Below are 20,838 nucleotides of genomic sequence, written 5' to 3'. Positions count from 1 at the left end.
GTACAGAACAGAAGACGGTAACGGGCGTAGCTCGATTATGGTTTCATACGTCTGGCGGGGATTCAACAGGTGCGCAAAGTCTCGGTCAATATACCAATGGATATAGACGTCGCCCCACATCGCTTCTCGCAGTTACCTCATATTCGTTACCATCCTGGACGACCTGTCGACGGTTTCCAAATGTCGGCTGATGACATCAGCGGCAAAGGCTGCCCCCTCGCGGCTGAAATGGCTGTCCGGGGCATACATGCGCGCCGGGTCAGGTTTGCCCTCTAACGCATTGCGAAGATCAATGACCTCGATTCCCTCGGCCGCCGCGGCATCGGTCACGATTGTGCGGAGCTGATCGTATACCCGGTCTGTAGAAAATGGGCCGACGAAGCGGTCGACCCGCGGCACATATACAAGGGTGAACCTGCCGCCCCATGAGGCGGTAATTGTTTTAGCTCGGTGCAAGGTCTCCCTGAATTCCGGCATTTCACGAGCCGCCTTTGGGTAAATCAATCCGAGCCTAGTAAAAGTTTGCTGCAGGGCCAGGAAGTTTCGAAGCATCGCTGTTCTTGTCAGTATATCAATGTAGTTGATGGGCTTGCTGTTGTTCCGGTTCAAAATGACTCTGGCCTGAAGCGATGCCGGCTGTGCGGTTGACTGTGTGCCAAAGTGGGCGGCTGGCGAAAGCGCATCGCGCAGCCAAGGTTTGCTGAGCTCATTCTCGAAATTCTCCCAGTCATTGCCCTCGAAGAAAACCATCGCCACGTGGCGTGGTCGAAAGAGTGGCCCAAAGCGGCCCAGCGTCGCGAGCTCAAGCAAAGGGCCGTTCCCGCGAATTCCCGCGCCCGCCGTTGAAAAACCGCTGGCCCTTAGACGCGACGCAAGATCCTGGCCTGGTGGCAGGCAAAATCCCTCGACGAAGGAATCACCCAAAAGCATCAGGTCCATTGGTAGGTCGTAAACATCGTCCGGATTGTTGAAGCCATAGCGGTCCGCAGTGTACTTTATGATTTGATTGTCAGGTGTACAAAGGACGACGCTGGTATTTGGGAAGCCCGACAAAAGGGCTGTCGATAGCTTTTGTGTTTGCAAAAAACGGTTCAGACTGCCTAGGGCGAAGCCTCGTACGATGTTCTTGTCCTGCTCAACTGTTTCAGCCTGAGCAGGGTTGAGTTGACCCAGCATAGCCAGTCGCACCGAGATCGATTGGAAGGCGAGAAACGCCTCAAATGCGAAAAGGGCCACGAGAACGCTCAGACCGTAAACGCCAACAGCCATTGCAAAAGACGGTTTGGCCAACAAACCTATTCCCAGGAAGGCGATTCCAAGCAGGCCGGGGATGGCAACGTAGCGAATGAAAAGTGGAACATCCGAGGCAAAATCCCGGAAATTTAGGAGCGCATATGCGGGGCTCACCAGGAGATAAACTGCAATGAGCACGCATATTAATATGCCAAGGTTTCGCTTGATCACAACGTTTCCGCTTTCTCGCCTTTGCGCTTCAAAGCTCGCTTCATGCAAACCGCGCCTCACGTCTTCCTAAGATCGGGTCTCGTTCGTCAGCCATTGCCGTTTCGCCAGGTTTGCGAGCTCCACCCGCGTTGAAATACCAAGTTTGCCGTAGATGCTGTGAAGATGAAGCTTGACTGTTCCGGGAGAAATTCCAAGCTCGTCCCCTATCGCCCTGCTACGCAATCCATCGGCGGCAAGACGCGAAACCTCAACTTCACGCGGTGTCAATGCTTGCAGCAGAGAGTTGTATTGGGATTCACGTTCGCGCAGCCGGTCCAGCGCACAGGCCATGCTTCTGTCCGTAAAATATGTGCCGCCGGTGGCAACGGTCCGCAGGCAGTTAAGGAATATGGTCGGTGCCTGTTCCTTCAGTACGATGCCATTCACGCGATATTGCATTGCTATGGCAAGATCTTCGTCGCTGATATCCGCGGTAAGAACGACAATTGGCAGGTCCGACCCACGGGTGCGGATGTAATGAATCAACTCGAGTCCGCTCATTCCGGGAATTCGCAGATCTACGACGACGAGGTCAATCCGTTCCCGATCGATCGCAGCAATCGCGTCGAACGCGCTTCGACATGTGACGACCACCCAGGTATTTTCCTCGGTCTCGATAATGCGGCGCAACCCGTCCAGAACAATCAGGTGATCATCGACAATGACAACGCGCAGGCTCATTGGTGCACCGGCAATCTGATCAAGATCCGTGTCCATTGCGCAACCCTGTCGATCGAAAGCTCTCCACCACGCGCTGCGGCGCGTTCGCGAAGGCTGCGAGGTCCGGTCTTGGTATTCTTCAGCTCCGCATGATCAAACCGTCGCTCAAAGCCGAAGCCTGATCCATCATCATCGACCGTTAACAAGATCGTACCGGCATCCAGTTGTAAGTTGATTTCAAGTGTTTTCGCACCGCCGTGACGCACCGCATTGGCCGTCGCTTCGGAAGCCATGCGTATGAGCTCGTAGACCATCGTGGCGGGAAGACGCAGATCTATGGGGCTTAAAGCGAAGCGAATATCAATCGACCATTGCTTGCGCAAACGCCGAGCCAATGCCTCGAATTGCCGTGCTAAATGAGATTCGGCGAAGTTGCGGTATCCTTGGCCTGGTTCGAGCGCGCGGATGAAAGCGCGAAGTTCGCGTTGCTCATCGGCAAGCATGGCTTGGATGGCCGTCACACGACCGTCGATCTGTTGATCCTCCCCGAGAGTGAACGAACGCAGGGACTGGAGTTGCAACGCCGTTCCGGCCAGAGCTTGAAGTACTCCGTCGTGAAGATCGCGCCCGATCTTGATACGTTCCTCAACAGCCGCTGCATCGCTAAGCCTGCGCATCAAGATAGCCTGCTCGAACAATGCTTTGATCCTGTCGGCGATGACCTCTGCAATGGCCACGTCGTCAAGCGAAAGTGTCGGTGGATCCAAGAGAAAGATGCGTGCCTCAAGATCACCCACTCGAAATTGCGCCGAGACCGCAGAGGCTATCGAAAAATCGCCAGCGAGAACAGGTGAAACAGGCGACACTGCGTCGTCCCATTCGTCGAAATATCCCTCGCCCCGGTGGATGAGGATTTGAGAATGGCTCGCGTCGGCGATTAGCAGGCTGGCGCGCTGCAATGGTTCCGCAACCCATGGCCAATAGGCGTCCGGCGGCAATTGCGTGACACTGCAAGCGCCATTCTCGCGAACTGCTACATAGGTCCATGGCTCGTCCGGGTCGCTCCAGATCAGGAGTGCGCGGGGCGAGCGCATCACGTGCGCTGCGTATTCAAGAGCGGCACCAGCGGGCCACTCGGGTCCTTCGGGTGTCGCAGGAGTTTTCTCCACCAGGCGCAGCATCTCCGCGCGAACTACTTCTTGGTGAGCCCCGAGCCAGACCAGTAGAACGCCGGCGACAGTCACGAATAGGATGTGTGAGACGTCCGTCGTCACGTCAGCACCGGTATCGAACGCTACCAGGCAAACAGGAACTGCCATGCAGATGAGCGCTGTCCAAAACGCACCTCGCCAACGCCAATGCAGCGTTGCACTCAGGAGAACGAAGGGCATGAATATGAAAAATGGACTGGAAGCGCCACCTGTTAGTAGCATGAAAAAAACAAAGGTAACGACATCCACCGCATGGCGTATCAGGGTGCCGCTTACACGCGAAATCTTGCTTCGCCAAACATGGATTGCGCAGAGGATCGCGTATGCGAGGTAGACCGACAGAAATGGAAGTACAAACTGGAGAGGACGCGGCTGATGCATCGCGCCGAGCCAGGCTATCGAGAGGCTTGCGATCACTGACATGATACGGCCAATAGCAATGACCTTATCCGCACGTGCACGGTGTGTGTTGATCCAGGTCGTTCGACCGCGTGCTGCGTCCGCGTCGCAGGTGTTGCTAAAACCTTGGGGTCGAAGAGGCGAGGCAATGTTGCCCCTAAGTATGAAGTTCCGCCAGGCATTCATACGCATGGCCCGTCTCCAGCGATGACCGAGCTAGGGCCGCCTTACCCTCGCTCGTAAACGGCGCTCAGAATTAAGCTATTGATTGCTATCTGCTCTATACGAGACCGGCGGTTGCTTCCTCTCAGACACTGGATTTGCTGCATTCCAGCCTGAAACGCTTAATTACGTCAGCATAACATACTAAAAAATGAACTTAAACCGAATGATCAATTGCATAGCCTTGCCCATGCCAACGACCGACTTTTTCAACGGGCTGGTAGGCCCATTTTCGCCAGCGTCGCCTTCTTGCTCATTTGGGATTCGGAGCAACTGACAATTGTCTTCTTCACAGCAGAATTGAAGTCTGAGTTATGCCGCGGAAATATGATGAAAGCTGTGGTGGCGCCAATCGACGGTTTCCGGTGGGGGAATATATTCTCGTATAGCTGATAACTCGTCTGTGTCATTCGACTGCGGGGGCAAATCTAAATGGACCAGCTTGGGCGCTGCGCCATAATTTGCAGCGAAGTTGTAAAGAGAATTGCTCGCGAAATATACGATCGAAGCGGAAGTTACCGCTTCGCGCACTCGTTGCTCGTCGCCAATTTTTACGTAAAGCACGCCTGGGATTGACAGTGGCATTGTCCTGACGACCGGATCGAGAACCAAATTAACAGCCTGGTAGGTCACGTTGTTCAGGATAAATACGACGAGACCATACTGGCTTGACCGATAGCCTGCTTCGATCAATTCCGCAGGGACCCGCCCGTTCGATGGCATGATTTCGATGACGCTGCAACCTAACATGGTCAACTCCAGCCCAATCATTCCGACTTGGCAATACCGCCGTACGCAGGACAGTCATCGCACAGCAAATCACCCATCGGATTATCCGCCAGCCATTCAACAAAAGACTGTAACTCGTTCCCCGTTGGCGGAGTATATGTCGTTGGATATATCGGTGGAAATTTCCGATGCGAACGGGATGCACGGTCGTTTGCGCGGCACGTCCGAAACTGGGTGATATCGATGCCCGAATTGAAGAGCTGCGGCGGGAGATCGTTGTTCTCGGCTAGCAAAAATCGGCATTCGAGACGGTGATCAACGTCTACCACTCTGCGTTCGTTTGTGGGACTTGCATTCACAATGCCGCTTGGTCGAAGCGACGGGGCTGACCCAATGCGATACTTTTGATATCGGTTCCCAGGTTTCTAAATTTTCTGGCTCGATGAGCGCTTTGTGGCCGACGGCGACGATTTCGTCAGGCCGAAGCTTGCGGCTCAACTGGCCGGGATTGCTTGAAAATGCAAAACAAGCCGCCGTCTCTGCCTCAACCTACCAATTTCCAGCCCTCAGGGGTGGGTCTGCACATGAAGGCTGGACGGCTGACGATGGTCTTTACTGCAGCGGCGAGCGATCGACAGCCGGCAGTCGGATTGTAATGGATCATCGGAAGAAGCCGCGTTAGATTAGCTCAACCGCAGAAAGGACCGTGGCTCCCAGGGAGAGGCGATCCGGGGAGAAGAATATCCTGAGCGACGTTGACCGTCTCGTAGTGGCCTATCCATTTGTGGGAGATGAAGTCGGCGGCAGCCACATCTCCGCCGTTGGTTTGATCTGTGCGCTCGATCAATCGAAATATAAACCACTTGTCATTCTGCATCAGCCCGGAAAGGCACTTGAAGCCTATCTCACAGAACGTGGAGTGTCTTTCGTCAAGTCGCCCGAAGTTGCGGTGATGTCGCCTCGCCATTCATATGGCGTGGCTGGCAAGCTCTCGCGCGGTTTTGGATATGCACGAACCACTGCGCTACTCAGTTCATTCCTTCGTGAACATGAGGTTGATATCGTACATACCAACGACGGCCAGATGCACGCGACCTGGGCCCTGGCGGCTCGCCTTTCCGGCGCGCGGCTGCTTTGGCATCATCGCGGCGATCCCGATGCCTTCGGCGTTAACGTCATGGCGCCTCTATTGGCAAATCACATTGTTACGGTCTCGCGCTACGTGCAGCCGACGCGGCCGATCCTGCCGGTTTCCCATAAGCTGAGCGTACTGCACAGCCCCTTCGATCACCCAACCATTTTGCCCGATCGCGAAGACTGCAGGCGCGAATTCGTCAGGGAACTCGACCTGCCCGAGGAAACCCGCTTCGTCGGCTATGTGGGGGGCTTGATCGACAGGAAGCGCCCGGTCAGGTTTGTCGAGGTCATCCACGCTTTCCTCCAGCGCTTTCCGGATTTCCCGCTGGTTGGCCTCGTCTTCGGAATCCCATCACCAGACCTTCCGAACCCGGAACCGGAGATGCGAGCGCGCGCGCTGGAACTTGGAGTCGAGCGGCGTATCAAAATGATGGGCTTTCGCGCGCCGGTCGCGCCTTGCATGAGTGCGCTCGACGCATTGCTGGTTCCGGCCATCAACGAACCCTTCGGGCGGACGTTGATTGAAGCCATGTTGCTCGAGACCCCTGTGATTGCGACCCGCCACGGCGGCAACATCGAGGCAATCGTCGACGGTGTGACTGGTTTCCTCGTTGAGCCTGAAAAGCCGGAGGCCTTCGTCGATCCGCTGGCGAGACTGCTGATGAACGCCGGGGAACATCGCCGCATCAGTTCGACGGCTCGTGAAAACGCTTTGACGAAATATGGCACCGAGGCTCATGTCAAAGGCATCAGCCTGCTTTACGAGCGCATCGTTGGACGCGAGTACCGGAGCTTTGGAGTAAGAAGGACAGCACCCTGAGTTTGGCCTTGAGGAGCAGACGATGGAAATGGGCGATATCAACTTCCTGATCATTGGCGCAACGAAGAGCGCCACCACCTGGTTGCAACAATCGCTGCAATTGGATCCACGTGTCCATATGCCGGATCCGGAGATCCATTATTTCAGTCGCTACCACGATCGCGGAGATGGTTGGTATCTGGAGAATTTCAAGCCGACCAGCGAGGGTCTTGTCATCGGTGAGAAGTCGAACTCCTACCTTGATACCCCTGCCGCCGCGGCGCGTATCCACCAAAGTCTGCCGCACGTCTTGCTGGTGGCACAGCTGAGAAATCCCGTTGAGCGGGCCTATTCCGACTACTGCATGCTCCATCGCCGCGGCGAGGCGACTGGTGACATCGAGCGCTATCTCGATCCGCGCCAGGGTGCGGGCGGCAGGTTCCTCGAGGGTGGGTTGTATTTCCGGCAGTTGCGCCGGTTTCTCGAGTTCTTCCCTCGGGAAAGGCTGCTCGTTCTGTTTTACGAAGACCTCAAGAGGGATGCCGCCGGGCAGGTTCAGGACCTGCGGCAGTTTCTCGGCCTTGACGGAAACCCCGCTTTTGAGCCAGTCGCTCAGAGGGTAAAGGACAAGACCAAACCTCTGGTGGACGCCAGATTACGGCAGATACTCAAGCCACTTAAACCGATCGTTGCCCCCTTGCGTGACACGAAAGGCTTCGAATTTTTGAGATCAATGATCTCGGCAGAGTTCAAGTATGTACCGCTCAACAAGGAATTGACCTCGCGAATGATCGGTTACTATGAGGACGAGACCGACCGCCTTGCAGGTTTGCTTGGCCGCGACTTAGGCGACTGGTTGAAAGCCCCCATGGAAGATGTCAAGCGCCCATCGGTGTAGGCTTTTGGGGCGCCACCCATGGCTCGAACTCGGGTTAGGAGCGCCGGACCTGCAAACCCAAGTTGTCCGTTCTCCTCCATGAGCCCAACCTGCTCCTGAGCCAGTCATGCGGCGATCTCCACACCGGCTTTGGCCGATAGATGCCGGCAAAATTTAGGATGCTCCCGATGATCCTTGCGCGGCTTGTCGTTAGTCGCTCGACAAGGTCAAGGAGGTTCTTCTCGTAGGTCCGCTCCGCCGCCGCAACCACAAACACCGCATCGACATGGCTTGCGAGCCAGATCGCGTCGTCATCATTATCGGCCGCAGGCGTATCGACGATGATAAGATCGAAGTGCCTGCGCAGTTCTCCAAAAATACGCTCCTGATCTTGGAGCGTCAGACGCGAGGTGAGAACGTGAACAAAAGGAAAGTCAGGCGCTTGCGCGCTAATTGAGGTCAGATCGGTGGCGCCATCGGCTACAAGATCGAGATTGAATGGCCTTTGCGGCGCTCCGATCATCGTGGTCGCCCCCGTAGGGCCGGGGTCCATGTCCAGGATAACGGAACGCAAACCGTTCAGAGCGGCAACGGTCGCCATGCCCACGGCACAAGTTGTCTTGCCTTCATTGGCTGAAGGAGAGCAGAACATGACGACTTTGGATGCGTCCTGGCTCTTCCAGCCGAGACATAGAGAGCGCATTGAGCGTGCGAATGGTGAGCGTGGGTCGGCGAGAATGGAGCGATAAAGCGTTTGATCCGGTTTCAACGTCGCCGTTAGATCGGGGATGGAGAGATAGTTCGGCTGGTTGACGATCGCTTCGAGCGTGCGGGCCGTCCGAACGCGTCCGTCCGCCGCCTCGACCGCCATCGCGCCAACCATGCCCAGCAGTAGCGAAGCTAAGCCGCCGATGGGAATGAGCAAGCCGGGCTTGGGAAACGACGGATCGATCGGAACTTCGGCGAACGACGCAATGCGGGCCGTGGCCTTGATCTCATCCTTCTCCGGATCGAGCGTGCCGAGCCTCAGGACCACTGCATCATAGCGCTTCTGCTCGGTCAGTAGGTCACGCTCCAATTCGCGACGGCGAATTTCATCGAGATTTCGGTCCTGCATTTGTTTCTGCAGCCGACCGACTTCCTCCTGGAATTTCTGCACCCTGACAGTTGCGACTTTCGCATCGTTTTCCAGTTCCTGGAGGGTGCGATTGATTTCACCTTCGATCACTTGGCGATTCGACGCCAATTCCGCATCGACCTCGACTACCTGGGGGTGGTTCTTGCCAAATTTTGAGGCCAGTTGGGCCCGGCCGCGTTCCAGCTTTCCTTGTTCGGTTCGCAGCGAGCTGAGCAGGTCCGACGTCATAACGCGGCCGGCGGAGTCGATGCCGGTCTTTGAAAGAATGTTCTTGGCCTCATTATACTTCGCCCATGCGCCGGCTTCGTCGACCCTCGCCAGGATGAACTGCTGATTGAGCTGTTCGGTGCGGGCACGCAGAACATCGTCACGTGGATCGAATGTCAGGTCGCTGCGCATCGTGAAGTCGGCGATCTCGCGTTCCTTCTTGGCTATCGACTGCACCAGATCTTTGGCCTGGGTGCGAAGGGTATCGACAGTCGCATGCGCTGCAAGTTCTTTCATCTGGGTTGACCAAACCACGTAGTCCGCTGCTACGCCATTGGCGATCTCGGCTGCATAAAGCGCCAAGGGATGCTGAACGTAAATTGTCATCGCAAGGCTTTCGCCCTTGCGATCGGCAGAGATGGCATCGGCGAGTTTTGTGATGACCCGATCACGGTTGACTGGGTCGAGGGTAGTGGGTCGATGAACATTCTGGCCCGCCGTCACGCGCCGCGGTCCTGCCTGCGCTTTGCGTGGAGACCACCGCCATCCCCAAAACGACGATGCGTCTTGCTGAGCGTCTGCTGACAATCTGGCATTGAAGTATGGGTCTTCCATCAAATTCAAGTCGTCAACCACAAAGCCGAGGAATTCGCGAGATTTGATGAGATCCATTTCGGTCTCCATCGCGGACTTGTCACGTTCCTGTTTTTGCAACTCGATGACGGCTTCGTACGGCCGGATATCGTTGCGGTCGAAGACGAGCGTCGAAGAGGCCGTGTAGATCTTTGTGAGCGACAGGGTAATGATGGTAGCGAGCAGGGTGCCCGTCAGGGCTGTAATCAAGATGAGCTTGGCGTGGCGCCGGAAGAAGTCGACGATATCCGCAAGTTCATAGGACGAGGTGTCGCGCGAGACCGGCGGTACTGGTCCAAATCGGCGCCCACCCTTCTCATCGGCTTCGTACTCTCGGTCATATAACAGCATGATGGCCTATCCCGAGTCCTCCGTTGGAGCCATCTGCGTCCACGTCGGTCGGTCAACAAGTGATATTAGGCTTCACATTCGCCTATTTACTTGGGAGCAGTTTGGGAACAATGTCAAAGGGAATTTTAGCGGATTCATTTCAAGCATGTGTGCAAATATGTGGCCTGTAGAATAACGAGCTCATTTCCCAGTGGTTGTGGTCGACGTCAATGACGCACATGACACGAACGTCCGGTGTTCAGCCGATCTCCTCCGACCGACACACCTTTTGGCAAAGGATTGAATTCGCCTGTGCCGTGTGTGCCGTTTTCCTTTCGGCGGTGAATTTCTTGCGCACGAACATGTTCTATTTCACCCTGAGCGACTTGTTGTTTTGCGCCGCTCTTGGGTTGCGTGCGCTTACCGGTGGATTGCCGCTACGGCTGTGGGGGCGCGCATCGGCGACTGTGTGGCTTTGCGGTCTGCTGTTGCTGTGCTCCGGGCTGATGATCAGCAGCCTTCTGTCTACCGCCCCGATACGGGGCATCGTCATCGTCGGGCAGTATCTGTTCGCCTATCTGGTTGTTGCCCTTGTTGTTTGCGGGCGCGATCTGGGCACCATGTGGACCTTCGCCAAGGTCTACGTAGCGTCGATCTTCCTCATGTGCTTGCATGGGATTTACCTGATCCATATCGATGGCCAGAAGAACACCGCTTTCGTAAGCGGCAATGGTCGCTTGACGGGATTTGTCGAAAGGGAGAACGAATGCGCGGCAGTAATCGCGCTCGCGATGCCGATGCTTATGTTGCTGGCTTCCAAGGGAAAGATCGGCAAAGCCTATGCGATCGTCATTGGGGCGACCATGGCCTATGGCATCTTGCTGACTGGTTCGAATACCGGTCTGGCCGGCTTTGCGTTCACTTTCCTCGGGTTCATGGTCCTGAGCGGCAGCTGGAAGTATGTCGTGGTCGGCCTTGCCTGTTTAACACCCTTTGCCATTTGGATTGTGCACTCCGGCCGCGACTACCTGCCGGCGGTCTTTCAAAAACGCGTGCTCGGCGCCTTGGAAACGGGCGATCTAAGCCAGGCTGGAACCTTCGACCATCGCGTCGAATTGATGCATGAGGCCCTTGGTCGAGTGCAGGATACATTGTGGATAGGTGTCGGCGCCGATCAATACCAAGTCACCAGCGCCATCAGGCAGCCCGTGCACAACCTGTATCTTTTGTTGTCGACCGAAGGCGGAATCATGGCCGCCATAGGTTTTGGTGTTATGATTGCTGCCACGTTTCTCCCGATTGTGCGGACGTATCGCGTGCCGGGAGGTGCAGCTTACGCTGCCTGCGCGCTTGTCAGCGTGTCTATGTTCGCGTTGATGGCTAATGCGTTTCCTCACCTTTATGGGCGGTTCTGGACTGTCCCAATAATCCTTACGCTAGGACTGGCAACAAGCTATTGTCGCGCTGTGGAGAAAAGGAGCATCGGCAATGGAGCGCTAACGCCTGCGCGAATATTGCGGGCCGGACGCCCTAGGTCAGGGTTAGGTCCTATTCGCTAGCTCGTGCGCGGGAACTGTTTGAAGGAACGCAAGTTTCTGTCGCAACGCAAACTGTCAGATGCGGTTCCAGTTGCTGAGGGCGAGGATAAGTGATGCTGGTCGAAGTGGAAGAATGCCTTGAAGCATTGCGTTGCCCGCGCACCGGTTCGAAACTGGCGCGCGTTTCACCCGATGTGCTGAAACCGGTCTGTCCCGAGAACCCCGAGATGTCCTATCGCCTGGTCGACGGCAAGCCGGTTATGATCGATTTTTCGGAATCCGTGTTTAGCGAAGGCGATTTCTTACGCTCGAAGGCGGCAAGCCCCATCGAGCGCAAACAATACGGTCGCTTGACGAGGTTCTTCAAGAAACTGCTCTCGCCGACAAAAAAGAGTACTGTCTCCAACGTCAGTCGATTGGTTGATGACCTGCAGACGACCGCGGCCCGCCCGGCCAAGCTTCTTGTCATCGGCGGCGGGAGTATTGGCCAAGGAATGGAACCCCTCTATGAGCATCCGGAGATCAGCGTCTACTCCTTCGACGTCTATGCATCCCCCCTCACCCAGTTCATAGCCGACGCCCATCAGATTCCCTTGCCGGACGATTTTTTCGACGCAGTGGTCATCCAGGCCGTTCTTGAGCACGTCCTCCAGCCTGCCCAGGTCGTGTCCGAGATCTGGCGCGTCCTGAGCGACAAGGGGCTCGTCTACGCTGAAACGCCCTTCATGCAGCAGGTGCACGAGGGAGCATTCGATTTCACCCGGTTCAGCGAAAGCGGCCATCGATATCTGTTCCGCTGGTTCGAGACGATTTCATCTGGGGCCAATGGTGGCCCCGGCACGCAGTTCATGTGGTCAGTTGACTATCTCGTTCGCAGTGTCTTTCGGTCGGTGATGCTGGGCAAGCTTGCAAAGCTCGCCTTCTTCTGGACGCAATATCTGGATGCGATCATTCCCGCACGCTTTGCGGAGGATGGCGCAAGCGGCGTGTATTTTTATGGTCGGAAAGCGCAGGCGCCGATTTCCCCGAAGGCCATTATCGCCCACTACCAGGGGGCGCAGGGGCGACACGCCTGACCCGACCTACCCTTTTAGGCTAACCCGTTCTCGCTAATTGCCACCGGGGCGGCGCGGACCTTAAATTCGAACATCATTTACGAAACCTGTTTCGGGAAGCCGCTTTGCCGCTTTCCCGACGACAATTGATTTGCGCCGGTCGATTTCGCAAGGCGACACAAAGGGGTTGTCGCATGGCTCTTTCGCATCTTGCCCGCCTTGAGGCCGAAGCCATCCACACCATGAGGGAGGTCGCGGCAACATCCGCCAACCCAGTGCTGCTTTACTCCGTCGGCAAGGATTCAAGCGTGCTGCTTCATTTGGCGATGAAGGCATTCTTTCCTGCAAAACCGCCGTTTCCACTGCTTCACGTCGATACGACCTGGAAGTTCAAGGAGATGATCGCCTTCAGGGACCAAGTCGCACGGGACAACGATCTCAGGCTCATCGTTCACATCAACGAGGATGGTGTCGCTCAAGGCATTAGTCCTTTCGAGCACGGTTCGAACGTCCACACGCACCTCATGAAGACGGTGGCATTGCGCCAGGCGCTGGAGAAACATCGCTTCGACGTGGCGATCGCGGGCGCGAGGCGCGATGAGGAAAAATCGAGGGCGAAGGAACGGATCTTTTCCTTGCGCACTGCCGGTCAGGCTTGGGATCCCAAGCGACAGAGACCGGAGATGTGGAAGACCTTCAATACCAGGCTCACGCCGGGAGAAACCATGCGGGTCTTCCCGCTCTCGAACTGGACTGAACTGGATGTCTGGCAATATGTCCTGCAGGAAAGCATCGCGGTGGTCCCGCTTTATTTCGCCGCCGAACGTCCGGTCGTCGAACGGGACGGCATGCTGATCATGGTTGATGATAACCGCATGCCGCTGCAGCCGGGCGAGATCGTCCGTCAGCGCCAAGTGCGTTTCCGCACCTTGGGGTGCTACCCGCTCACCGGCGCCATCCCGTCCAAGGCAACGACTGTTCCCGAGATCATCGAGGAGATGGTCTTCAGCCGCTCCTCGGAGCGGCGCAACCGGCTTGTCGATCGCGACGAAGCGTCCGGCATGGAAAGGAAGAAGCGGGAAGGATACTTCTGATGCACGGTCAACCTTCGGTATTTTCGCCTGAAGTGGCGGGGCTCCTTGATGTCGAAGGTAGCAAGTCGCTTCTTCGCTTCATCACCTGCGGATCGGTCGACGACGGAAAATCCACCTTGATCGGCAGGTTACTCTATGACGGCGGCTTAATCCTGGAGGATCAGGTCGCGGACCTGGGACGGGAGAGCGAACGGCAGGGAAAGGTCGATCACCTCGATTACTCGCTGCTGCTGGACGGGCTTGAGGCGGAACGAGAACAGGGCATCACCATAGATGTCGCCTACCGTTACTTCTCGACCGCCAAGCGCAAGTTCGTCGTCGCCGACACGCCCGGCCACGAGGAATATACCCGCAATATGGTGACCGGCGCATCGACGGCGGATCTGGCGATTATCTTGGTCGACAGCCAGCACGGCATGCTGCCGCAGACCTGCCGCCACACCTACCTCGCCTCGCTTCTTGGCATTCGCCATGTGGTTGTTGCGGTGAACAAGATCGATCTCGTCGGCTATCGCTCGAGCATATTTGAAGCGCTACAGACCCACTATCGAAAATTCGTGCTGACGCTCGGTTTTGAAACGGTGCAGGCCATTCCCGTATCAGCGCGTTATGGTGACAACGTCACCTCCCGGTCACTGCACACGCCATGGTACCAGGGTCCGAGCCTGCTCGAATATCTCGAAACCGTCGACGTCGGCAAAGAGGGCGCCGATCGCCCTTTCCGCTTTCCAATACAATGGGTCAATCGGCCCAATGCCGGGTTCCGCGGATATGCCGGCGAGATTGCGTCCGGCCGGATAGCCGTCGGTGATCCGGTCACGGTCGCCAAGTCTGGACAAAAGACGGCGATCAAATCCATCGTGACCTATGACGGAGAAGTCGCAGGCGCCGAGGCCGGCCAGGCCGTTACCCTGGTTCTTAGAGATGAGGTCGATGCCTCCCGCGGCAACATGCTGACGTCGCCATCGTCACGGCCTTTCGTCGCCGATCAGTTGCAAGCTCATGTTATCTGGTTCGACGCCAACCCTTTGCTTCCGGGCCGCAGCTATATCCTGAGGACCGAAACCGACAGCGTCAACGCGACGATCACCAAGCTCAAGCATCGCGTGAACGTCAACAGTTTTGCCCGGGAGGCAGCCAAATCGCTGACGATGAACGAGATCGGCGTCTGCAATATCTCGACGCAGGCTCCGATCGCCTTCGACGCCTACAAGGACAACAAGACCACCGGAAATTTCGTCATCGTCGACCGCCTGACCAACGACACCGTTGGCGCCGGCATGATCGATTTCCCATTGAGGCGCGCGGCCAACGTCCACTGGCACGCCATGGACGTCAACAAGCAGGCGCGAAGTGCGCAGAAACAGCAGACACCTGCCGTCCTGTGGTTCACGGGGCTTTCCGGCTCTGGCAAATCGACAATCGCCAACGCGCTCGAACGGATCCTCAATGCCCATGGCAGGCATACCTATCTTCTCGACGGCGACAATGTCAGACACGGCCTGAACAGGGATTTGGGCTTTACCGACGAAGATCGGGTGGAAAACATCCGGCGCGTGGCCGAGGTGGCAAAATTGATGGCGGATGCCGGCCTGATCGTTCTGGTTTCCTTCATCTCGCCGTTCCGTGACGAGCGGCGCATGGCGCGCGAACTGATGGCCGAAGGTGAATTCATCGAGATTTTCGTGGATACGCCGATCGAGGAATGCGCTCGCCGCGATCCCAAGGGGCTTTATGAAAAAGCCCGTGCCGGCAAGATCGCCAATTTCACTGGCATCTCGTCACCCTATGAAGAGCCGGAGCATCCGGAGCTGCGCCTGTCGACGATCGACAGCGAGCCGACGGATCTCGCCCTCCAGATCGAAGATTTTCTCGCACGGCGACAGTTGCAATGAACGCGTTGTCCGAACTTTTCGAGGAGACGGCACTGGCTGCGGGCATCGCCGTTCTCGATGTCTATCATGCCGGCGCCGACGCCGTTGCGAAGGCCGATGGATCGCCCGTTACCGAAGCTGATCTCAGAGCTGAGGCGGTGATATTCGAACGTCTCGCCAAAGTTTCGCCCGGCACCCCCATCGTCGGGGAGGAGGCGGCAGCTGCGGGCTGTGCTCCCTCCGTTGAGGAAGGCACCTTCTATCTGGTCGACCCACTCGATGGCACCAAAGAGTTCATTGCTCGCCGTGACGATTTCACTGTGAACATTGCCCTTATCGAGAACGGCAAGCCGATTGCCGGTATCGTGTATGCCCCGGCCTTGCGACGAGCCTATGTTGCGGCCGGTGGCATCGCGCAGCGTCTGGAGATCGATCGCTTCGGTCGCGTGTGCGAGCGACGGGAGATCCGCGCGCGCGGTCGTGAAACCGCGATGATCGCGGTCGCGAGCCGCAGCCATTCCTGCGCGGAAACCGAGAGATTCCTTGCCCGGCACCATGTCCAGGAGTGTACCTCGGTTGGTTCATCCCTAAAATTCTGCCTGCTGGCCGAGGGGCGGGCGGATGTCTATCCGCGTTTTGGCCGGACGATGGAGTGGGATACTGCCGCCGGTGATGCGGTATTGGCTGCTGCCGGCGGAACGGTGCTGCGCCTGGACGGCTCGGTCTTGAGGTATGGCAAGTGCCGGCAGGTGAGCGATTGCGACTTCGCCAACCCTCACTTCGTCGCCTGGGCCGCAGCCCCGCCTGAGGGTTGGTGCTGACTATCGTCGGTGCATGCGGTCGTCGCTTTGTCGTCTATTTGCATACGCGCAAGAAGCAGGCGGTTTACCAGCCTGACGTCGAACCGTTCTTCCGCCATCCGACGCGAAGCGCGTCCCATGGCGGCAATCGCGGAACGCTTTTCAATGAAGCCTTCCATCGCTTCAACAAGCGACGAGACGCTGCGAGGCTCGATCAAAACGCCGTTGACACCTGGGTCCACCGTTTGCCTGCAACCGGGTAGATCCGTCGTGATGATTGCGCGTCCGGTGGCCATCGCCTCCAGAATGCTTCTGGGGATGCCTTCCCGGTAGTAGGAGGGCAGCACGAACACGCTGCAGGCCGCAAGGTACGGACGCACATCGCGGGTGGTTCCAAGATACTGCACCACACCTTCCTGCACCCATCCAGCGACTTCTCCTTCGCTGATCGCCGTCGGGTTGGGATCGTAGTGCCCCAGCAGTTGGAAGACGGCGTCGGGGTGGCGTGCGCGGATTGTCCGCGCCGCAGCGACATATTCTGGGATGCCCTTGTCGCGCAGGAGCCGGGCGATCAGAAGAAAAACCGTCGGCTTAAGCGGTGGCGTCGATGCGTGGTAGTAATCAAGATCGACGCCCGACCCCGGCACTGTAGAGACAATAGAGGGGTCGTCGACCAGCCGGCGCTCTCTGATGTCGGCAAGATCCGCTTCGTTATATACGAAGACGGCCCGTGCCTTCTTCATCGCGCATCGGTAGAGCCCGACGCACATCGAGCGCAGCGATCGGCGAACGGCGCTTTCGTCAGGCTCGACAGCGAACATATGGCCGAGTCCGGTGACGAGAAAGAACCTATGGGGCACCGAGCAGAGCCGCGCGGCAATGCCGCCGTAGATGATCGGTTTCATCGTATAGGGCAGGATCGCCGCCGGACGTTCTTTCAGGAAGTGACGGACCAGTGCGGCGAGCGTCATAAGGTCGACAAAGGGGTTCAGCCCGGCCCTCGACATGGGAATTCGGATGAAACGCACACCAAGCGTATCCAGTTCTTTTTCCACGATCGGATCATGGTCAGGGGCCATGGCATCGACATCAAACCCTGCCTTGACAAGATCCTTGATCAATTCGCGACGAAAATTCGTTAGCGACGACGTCAAGCTCGCAATCAGGACTATCCTGGTGCGGGGTGCTTCTGTTTTGCTGGGAACGGTTTTTGATGCCTTCATGGCCACTACCGCATACGACGGGCTGCGTTGACCGGTGCCTGCCACCCAATTTGCCGCGCCGCTTTGGTGGCTTGCTGGTCGAGGACCTCGTCGTAGAGCGCGAGGTGGCTGTCGACGTAGGATCTCAGCGAGAACCGCTCGACGACGCGCCTACGCGCGCGTTCTCCCAGTTGCCGCCGGGCGCTTTGCGACAGGCAGAGGATCGACGCGGCAAGTTTTGCAAGACCATCTGCGTTTTCCGGTTCAACGACCATCTGCCGGTCTCCTAGCAGCCATGCGCAGTCTCCGACATCGGTGGCGATCGCCGGCACGCCACTGGCCATTGCTTCAGCCACGACCAGTGGAAATGCTTCCCCCCAAGCCGACGACAGCATGAATAGGTCGAGGCCCGGCATCAGGCGGTCAATGTCCGCACGCGCGTTTGAGACGGTGATCATCGGTGTTATGCCGAGTTCGGCCGCCAAATGTCGGACGATCCCATTTTCGTGGCCGTCGCCGATCAGGATCCCGTGAGCATCAAGCCCCAGGCTGCGAAGCGTGGCGATTGCACGCACGAAGGTGCCATGGTCCTTCATCGGATGTGCGCGCGCGACATTGCCGACAAGAAAGCGCTCAGTGGGCACTGAGAGCGCGTCGCAGAGATACCGTCGGGCGTCGGGCCGTGGGCGAAACTGATCGCAATCGACACCGTTTGGAATGATACGCCGCTTGTCCGGATCGAAACCCAGCGCTTCGTGCTGGTCGGCCGACACCCGCGAACAGTAGGAAATTGCGCATGTGCGATGGGAAAGGGAAGCGCTCAGCCGGATCACGGCACGTGTCAGCAGTTTCTCTGAGGCGAGGTTGGCGATGGAGTGGTGAATGCTCCATATGGTGGGCTGTCGCTCGCCGAGCAGCGCTCCGAGCGATGCGGCGACATTGCCGTGATACATCCATCCGTGAAGCAGGCTCGGGCGAGACGATCTCACGATCGCACGCAGTCTGACCAAGGCACGAGGGCCTGGTCGAGACTGGTTCATTTGGAGTGTCGCGACGTCGATGTTGGCCGCTTGCAAATCGCGCGCGATCGGGCCGGGCGACATCAGCGACAGCACGGAAGGGTCGTAAGGCGTTTGAGCGAGCTTTGCGCCAAAGCGCGCGAGCATGTATTCCGCACCGCCGACATTCAGCCCCGTGATGCAATGAAGTACGGGGATCCCTGCCATGCCATGCTCCTTCCTTGCGTACACCAATACCTACTGACGCGGCCTGCTGGTGGTCTGCGGCCGCACCGCCGTCTTTTTGCTAAGCGCGATAACGCCAGGACTGCGACCGGTCGATCGACGAGCCGCCCTCGCTGCCGAAATCATGTCTTGGGGGATTTCCGCATTCGGCAACAATTGAGCGATCGCTGCCAGAACAGAACTCTCGTCACATCGTTCGGCATCGCGCTGCATACGATTGAATGCGCTCTTCAACACCGAAGATGGCACGGGTTGAGGGACCGCTCCAAGCACGCCCGGGATGGCCGACTGGATGCGCTTATCGGTCGGATCGAACAGTTCCTCGAACAGCTTTTCGCCCGGTCGGGATCCAACGATCTCGATCATGATGTCCTTGTCCGGCACGAAGCCCGCCAGACGGATCATGCGTCGAGCGATGTCAATGATCTTCACAGGCTCGCCCATGTCGAGAACGAAGATTTCGCCTTGGCCTATCTGCTTCTGAAAACCGTAAGCCGATGCCTGAAGCGTCAGCTCGACGGCCTCTCGGATGGTCATGAAGAAACGCGTCATTCTCGCGTCCGTGACCGTCAACGGACCGCCCTTGGCCAACTGATGCTTGAAGAGCGGGATAAGGGATCCGCTTGATCCAAGCACGTTGCCGAAGCGAACGGTCATGAAGCGGGGTCCCTGCCCGCTTGTGACACCATCGAGATCGAGCGCTTGGCAATAGAGTTCGGCAAGCCGTTTCGTCATGCCCATTATGCTGGAGGAGTTCACCACCTTGTCGGTAGACACCTGCACCATGGCGAGCGCACCGAATCGCTTGGCTGCGTTCGCGACGTTCATGGTGCCGATGACATTGGTCAGGACGCCTTCGCAGGGATTGATCTGAACCATGGGCACATGTTTGAGCGCGGCGGCGTGGAAGACCAGTTCCGGCAGGTGCGCTTCGAAGATCTCATTGACCCTCTGGCTGCGCCGAACGCTGCAAAGGCAGTTCGAATGGCGGATCTCCGGAAACTCTTCCTTTAGGCACAGGTCGATCGAATAGAGATTGAATTCGGTATTGTCGACCAGGACGATCTCGGCCGGGCCGCAAGCGGCGATCTGGCGGGTAAGTTCGCTGCCGATCGACCCGCCTGCCCCAGTGATGAGAACTCGCCGGCCGGCAATCAAGCGCCTGATGGCGTCCTTGTCGAGGGCGGCCTGCGGTCGTTCGAGGAGATCAGTCATTTCGATCGATCGGAGCTCGTATGGGTTCTCGTTACTGGTCTGCTTGAACTCCGTGGCGCTTTGCAGCCGCGAGACTGCGATCCCAAGGCGTTCGGCGGCCTGCAGCAACTCACCCGAAGCCGTCTCGTCGAAGGACGACAGGGGTTCGGTGAAAACGATATGGCAGGGTTGCTTGCCCTCGGCCCTGAGATCGGCGACGACCTGTTCCAGATCCTCGAGCCTGCCTGCGATCGGTACCCCATGCAGCATCAGGCCAACCTGAGATTCACTCGTGTCGAGACAGGCGACCGGCACATAGGGCGCCGCCGGATCGCGAGACAAAGCGCGTAGATAGAGATCCGCGGCGTTGCCGGCTCCCACCAGAAGCAGGGGAACGCGGTGGCGATGGCCATCGGGGTCGGCCTTATCCGATCGCTTGTTTTTGGAAGGCAGGAATTCGTCTGCGCGGAAGCTTAAGCGGGAGGTCGCAAGGAAGGCCATCAAAAGCAGCGATTGCAGCGGCACGACAGTTCGCGGCATATCGGTGAGGCGTGTCGAGAAAAACAAGAGGGCGATGAGGACGAGCGAGGTCAGTACCACCGCGCGGATGATAATCACAAGATCGCTGATTGACCCGTATTTCCAGTTTCGACTGTAGAGACCCGAGAGCGGGAACATGGCCGCGCAGACCGCCAAATACTGGGCAGACGACCAGGCCAGGATCTGCATCGTATCGGGGCGATCGCTCAGGCCTCCAGGCCCATACCGCAGGAATAGTGCGAGGAAAAGCGCGATCGCAGCGGATGCCAAATCCACCGCATAGAGAGCAGCGTTCTTTCGTGCGCCACGAGCGGCCGATTTGAGTTTCCTGACGCCAAGCTGCGCAAGTGTGATCGCGGCGTCCCGGGCCGTTGCCGGGAACGCTGCGCTGTCTGCGATGGCTCGATGATTCATTACACGAAATGCCCACGCACCGTAAAACGCCTTAAAGG

General features: G+C 57.6%; 15 protein-coding genes. 7 read left to right on the top strand and 8 right to left on the bottom strand.

The annotated features are described in order from the left end of the window. Positions 1-132: 132 nt before the first annotated feature. From ASD03_RS12455 to ASD03_RS12440, 4 genes are all read right to left on the bottom strand, one after another. Positions 133-1,464, bottom strand: a complete 1,332-nt coding sequence (locus ASD03_RS12455; RefSeq protein WP_057207727.1) for a GDSL-type esterase/lipase family protein — start codon at positions 1,462-1,464, stop codon at positions 133-135. Positions 1,465-1,530: 66 nt separating this feature from the next. Continuing rightward, on the bottom strand, positions 1,531-2,220 hold the full coding sequence (locus tag ASD03_RS12450) for a response regulator transcription factor (RefSeq protein WP_063997078.1): 690 nt from the start codon (positions 2,218-2,220) through the stop codon (positions 1,531-1,533). Continuing rightward, positions 2,181-3,965, bottom strand: a complete 1,785-nt coding sequence (locus ASD03_RS12445) for a sensor histidine kinase (RefSeq protein WP_234907960.1) — start codon at positions 3,963-3,965, stop codon at positions 2,181-2,183. The genes ASD03_RS12450 and ASD03_RS12445 overlap by 40 nt, the downstream gene beginning before the upstream one ends. Before the next feature lie 342 nt (positions 3,966-4,307). Next, entirely contained in the window at positions 4,308-4,745 is a 438-nt protein-coding gene (locus tag ASD03_RS12440) for a hypothetical protein (RefSeq protein WP_156407949.1), read from the bottom strand. Between the two features lie 685 nt (positions 4,746-5,430). Here ASD03_RS12440 and ASD03_RS12435 point away from each other — a divergent pair. Continuing rightward, positions 5,431-6,681 carry a glycosyltransferase family 4 protein gene (locus ASD03_RS12435; RefSeq protein WP_063963285.1) on the top strand — a complete coding sequence of 417 codons (1,251 nt, stop codon included), beginning with the start codon at positions 5,431-5,433 and terminating at the stop codon, positions 6,679-6,681. Between the two features lie 22 nt (positions 6,682-6,703). Further along, positions 6,704-7,558, top strand: coding sequence for a sulfotransferase (locus ASD03_RS12430; protein WP_057207724.1), 855 nt, complete (start codon positions 6,704-6,706; stop codon positions 7,556-7,558). A gap of 34 nt (positions 7,559-7,592) precedes the next feature. Here the strand turns inward: ASD03_RS12430 and ASD03_RS12425 are convergent, their stop codons facing one another. Then, a complete protein-coding gene (locus tag ASD03_RS12425) occupies positions 7,593-9,866 on the bottom strand; it encodes an exopolysaccharide transport family protein (protein ID WP_057213872.1) in 2,274 nt (757 codons plus the stop codon). Positions 9,867-10,075: 209 nt separating this feature from the next. Here ASD03_RS12425 and ASD03_RS12420 point away from each other — a divergent pair, with 209 nt between their 5' ends. The 5 genes from ASD03_RS12420 to cysQ all read left to right on the top strand — a co-directional run bounded on the left by ASD03_RS12420 (position 10,076) and on the right by cysQ (position 16,227). Continuing rightward, on the top strand, positions 10,076-11,404 hold the full coding sequence (locus ASD03_RS12420) for an O-antigen ligase family protein (RefSeq protein ID WP_082523617.1): 1,329 nt from the start codon (positions 10,076-10,078) through the stop codon (positions 11,402-11,404). Positions 11,405-11,496: 92 nt separating this feature from the next. After that, entirely contained in the window at positions 11,497-12,459 is a 963-nt protein-coding gene (locus ASD03_RS12415) for a class I SAM-dependent methyltransferase (RefSeq protein ID WP_057207721.1), read from the top strand. A 173-nt stretch (positions 12,460-12,632) separates the two neighbouring features. Continuing rightward, entirely contained in the window at positions 12,633-13,532 is a 900-nt protein-coding gene (gene cysD, locus ASD03_RS12410; RefSeq protein WP_057207720.1) for a sulfate adenylyltransferase subunit CysD, read from the top strand. After that, complete coding sequence (gene cysN / locus ASD03_RS12405) at positions 13,532-15,427, top strand: sulfate adenylyltransferase subunit CysN (protein ID WP_057207719.1); 1,896 nt, start codon at positions 13,532-13,534, stop codon at positions 15,425-15,427. Before cysD ends, cysN begins: the two co-directional genes overlap by 1 nt. Then, positions 15,424-16,227 (top strand): 3'(2'),5'-bisphosphate nucleotidase CysQ, encoded by an 804-nt coding sequence (gene cysQ, locus ASD03_RS12400; RefSeq protein ID WP_057207718.1) that lies wholly within the window; start codon positions 15,424-15,426, stop codon positions 16,225-16,227. Before cysN ends, cysQ begins: the two co-directional genes overlap by 4 nt. Here the strand turns inward: cysQ and ASD03_RS12395 are convergent. Genes ASD03_RS12395 through ASD03_RS12385 form a run of 3 tightly spaced genes read right to left on the bottom strand, consistent with a single transcriptional unit; the run spans position 16,182 to position 20,800 of the window. After that, positions 16,182-17,429, bottom strand: a complete 1,248-nt coding sequence (locus ASD03_RS12395) for a glycosyltransferase family 4 protein (protein ID WP_082557307.1) — start codon at positions 17,427-17,429, stop codon at positions 16,182-16,184. The genes cysQ and ASD03_RS12395 overlap by 46 nt on opposite strands. A gap of 5 nt (positions 17,430-17,434) precedes the next feature. Then, positions 17,435-18,634, bottom strand: a complete 1,200-nt coding sequence (locus ASD03_RS12390; protein WP_057213869.1) for a glycosyltransferase — start codon at positions 18,632-18,634, stop codon at positions 17,435-17,437. A 30-nt stretch (positions 18,635-18,664) separates the two neighbouring features. Continuing rightward, positions 18,665-20,800 (bottom strand): nucleoside-diphosphate sugar epimerase/dehydratase, encoded by a 2,136-nt coding sequence (locus ASD03_RS12385; RefSeq protein ID WP_082557306.1) that lies wholly within the window; start codon positions 20,798-20,800, stop codon positions 18,665-18,667. Positions 20,801-20,838 lie beyond the last annotated feature (38 nt).

Source organism: Ensifer sp. Root127, from assembly GCF_001425225.1.
GTDB classification, from domain to species: domain Bacteria; phylum Pseudomonadota; class Alphaproteobacteria; order Rhizobiales; family Rhizobiaceae; genus Ensifer; species Ensifer canadensis.
Note: the sequence above shows the minus strand (reverse complement) of the source record. Positions and strands in the feature narration are given on the sequence as shown.

Coding starts and splice junctions, on each gene's coding strand:
- ASD03_RS12450 (WP_063997078.1), bottom strand. CDS start 2,220: ATGGACACGGATCTTGATCAGATTGCCGGTGCACCAATGAGCCTGCGC.
- ASD03_RS12445 (WP_234907960.1), bottom strand. CDS start 3,965: ATGCGTATGAATGCCTGGCGGAACTTCATACTTAGGGGCAACATTGCC.
- ASD03_RS12440 (WP_156407949.1), bottom strand. CDS start 4,745: ATGTTAGGTTGCAGCGTCATCGAAATCATGCCATCGAACGGGCGGGTC.
- ASD03_RS12430 (WP_057207724.1), top strand. CDS start 6,704: ATGGAAATGGGCGATATCAACTTCCTGATCATTGGCGCAACGAAGAGC.
- ASD03_RS12425 (WP_057213872.1), bottom strand. CDS start 9,866: ATGCTGTTATATGACCGAGAGTACGAAGCCGATGAGAAGGGTGGGCGC.
- ASD03_RS12420 (WP_082523617.1), top strand. CDS start 10,076: ATGACGCACATGACACGAACGTCCGGTGTTCAGCCGATCTCCTCCGAC.
- ASD03_RS12415 (WP_057207721.1), top strand. CDS start 11,497: ATGCTGGTCGAAGTGGAAGAATGCCTTGAAGCATTGCGTTGCCCGCGC.
- cysD (WP_057207720.1), top strand. CDS start 12,633: ATGGCTCTTTCGCATCTTGCCCGCCTTGAGGCCGAAGCCATCCACACC.
- cysN (WP_057207719.1), top strand. CDS start 13,532: ATGCACGGTCAACCTTCGGTATTTTCGCCTGAAGTGGCGGGGCTCCTT.
- cysQ (WP_057207718.1), top strand. CDS start 15,424: ATGAACGCGTTGTCCGAACTTTTCGAGGAGACGGCACTGGCTGCGGGC.
- ASD03_RS12395 (WP_082557307.1), bottom strand. CDS start 17,429: ATGAAGGCATCAAAAACCGTTCCCAGCAAAACAGAAGCACCCCGCACC.
- ASD03_RS12390 (WP_057213869.1), bottom strand. CDS start 18,634: ATGGCAGGGATCCCCGTACTTCATTGCATCACGGGGCTGAATGTCGGC.
- ASD03_RS12385 (WP_082557306.1), bottom strand. CDS start 20,800: ATGAATCATCGAGCCATCGCAGACAGCGCAGCGTTCCCGGCAACGGCC.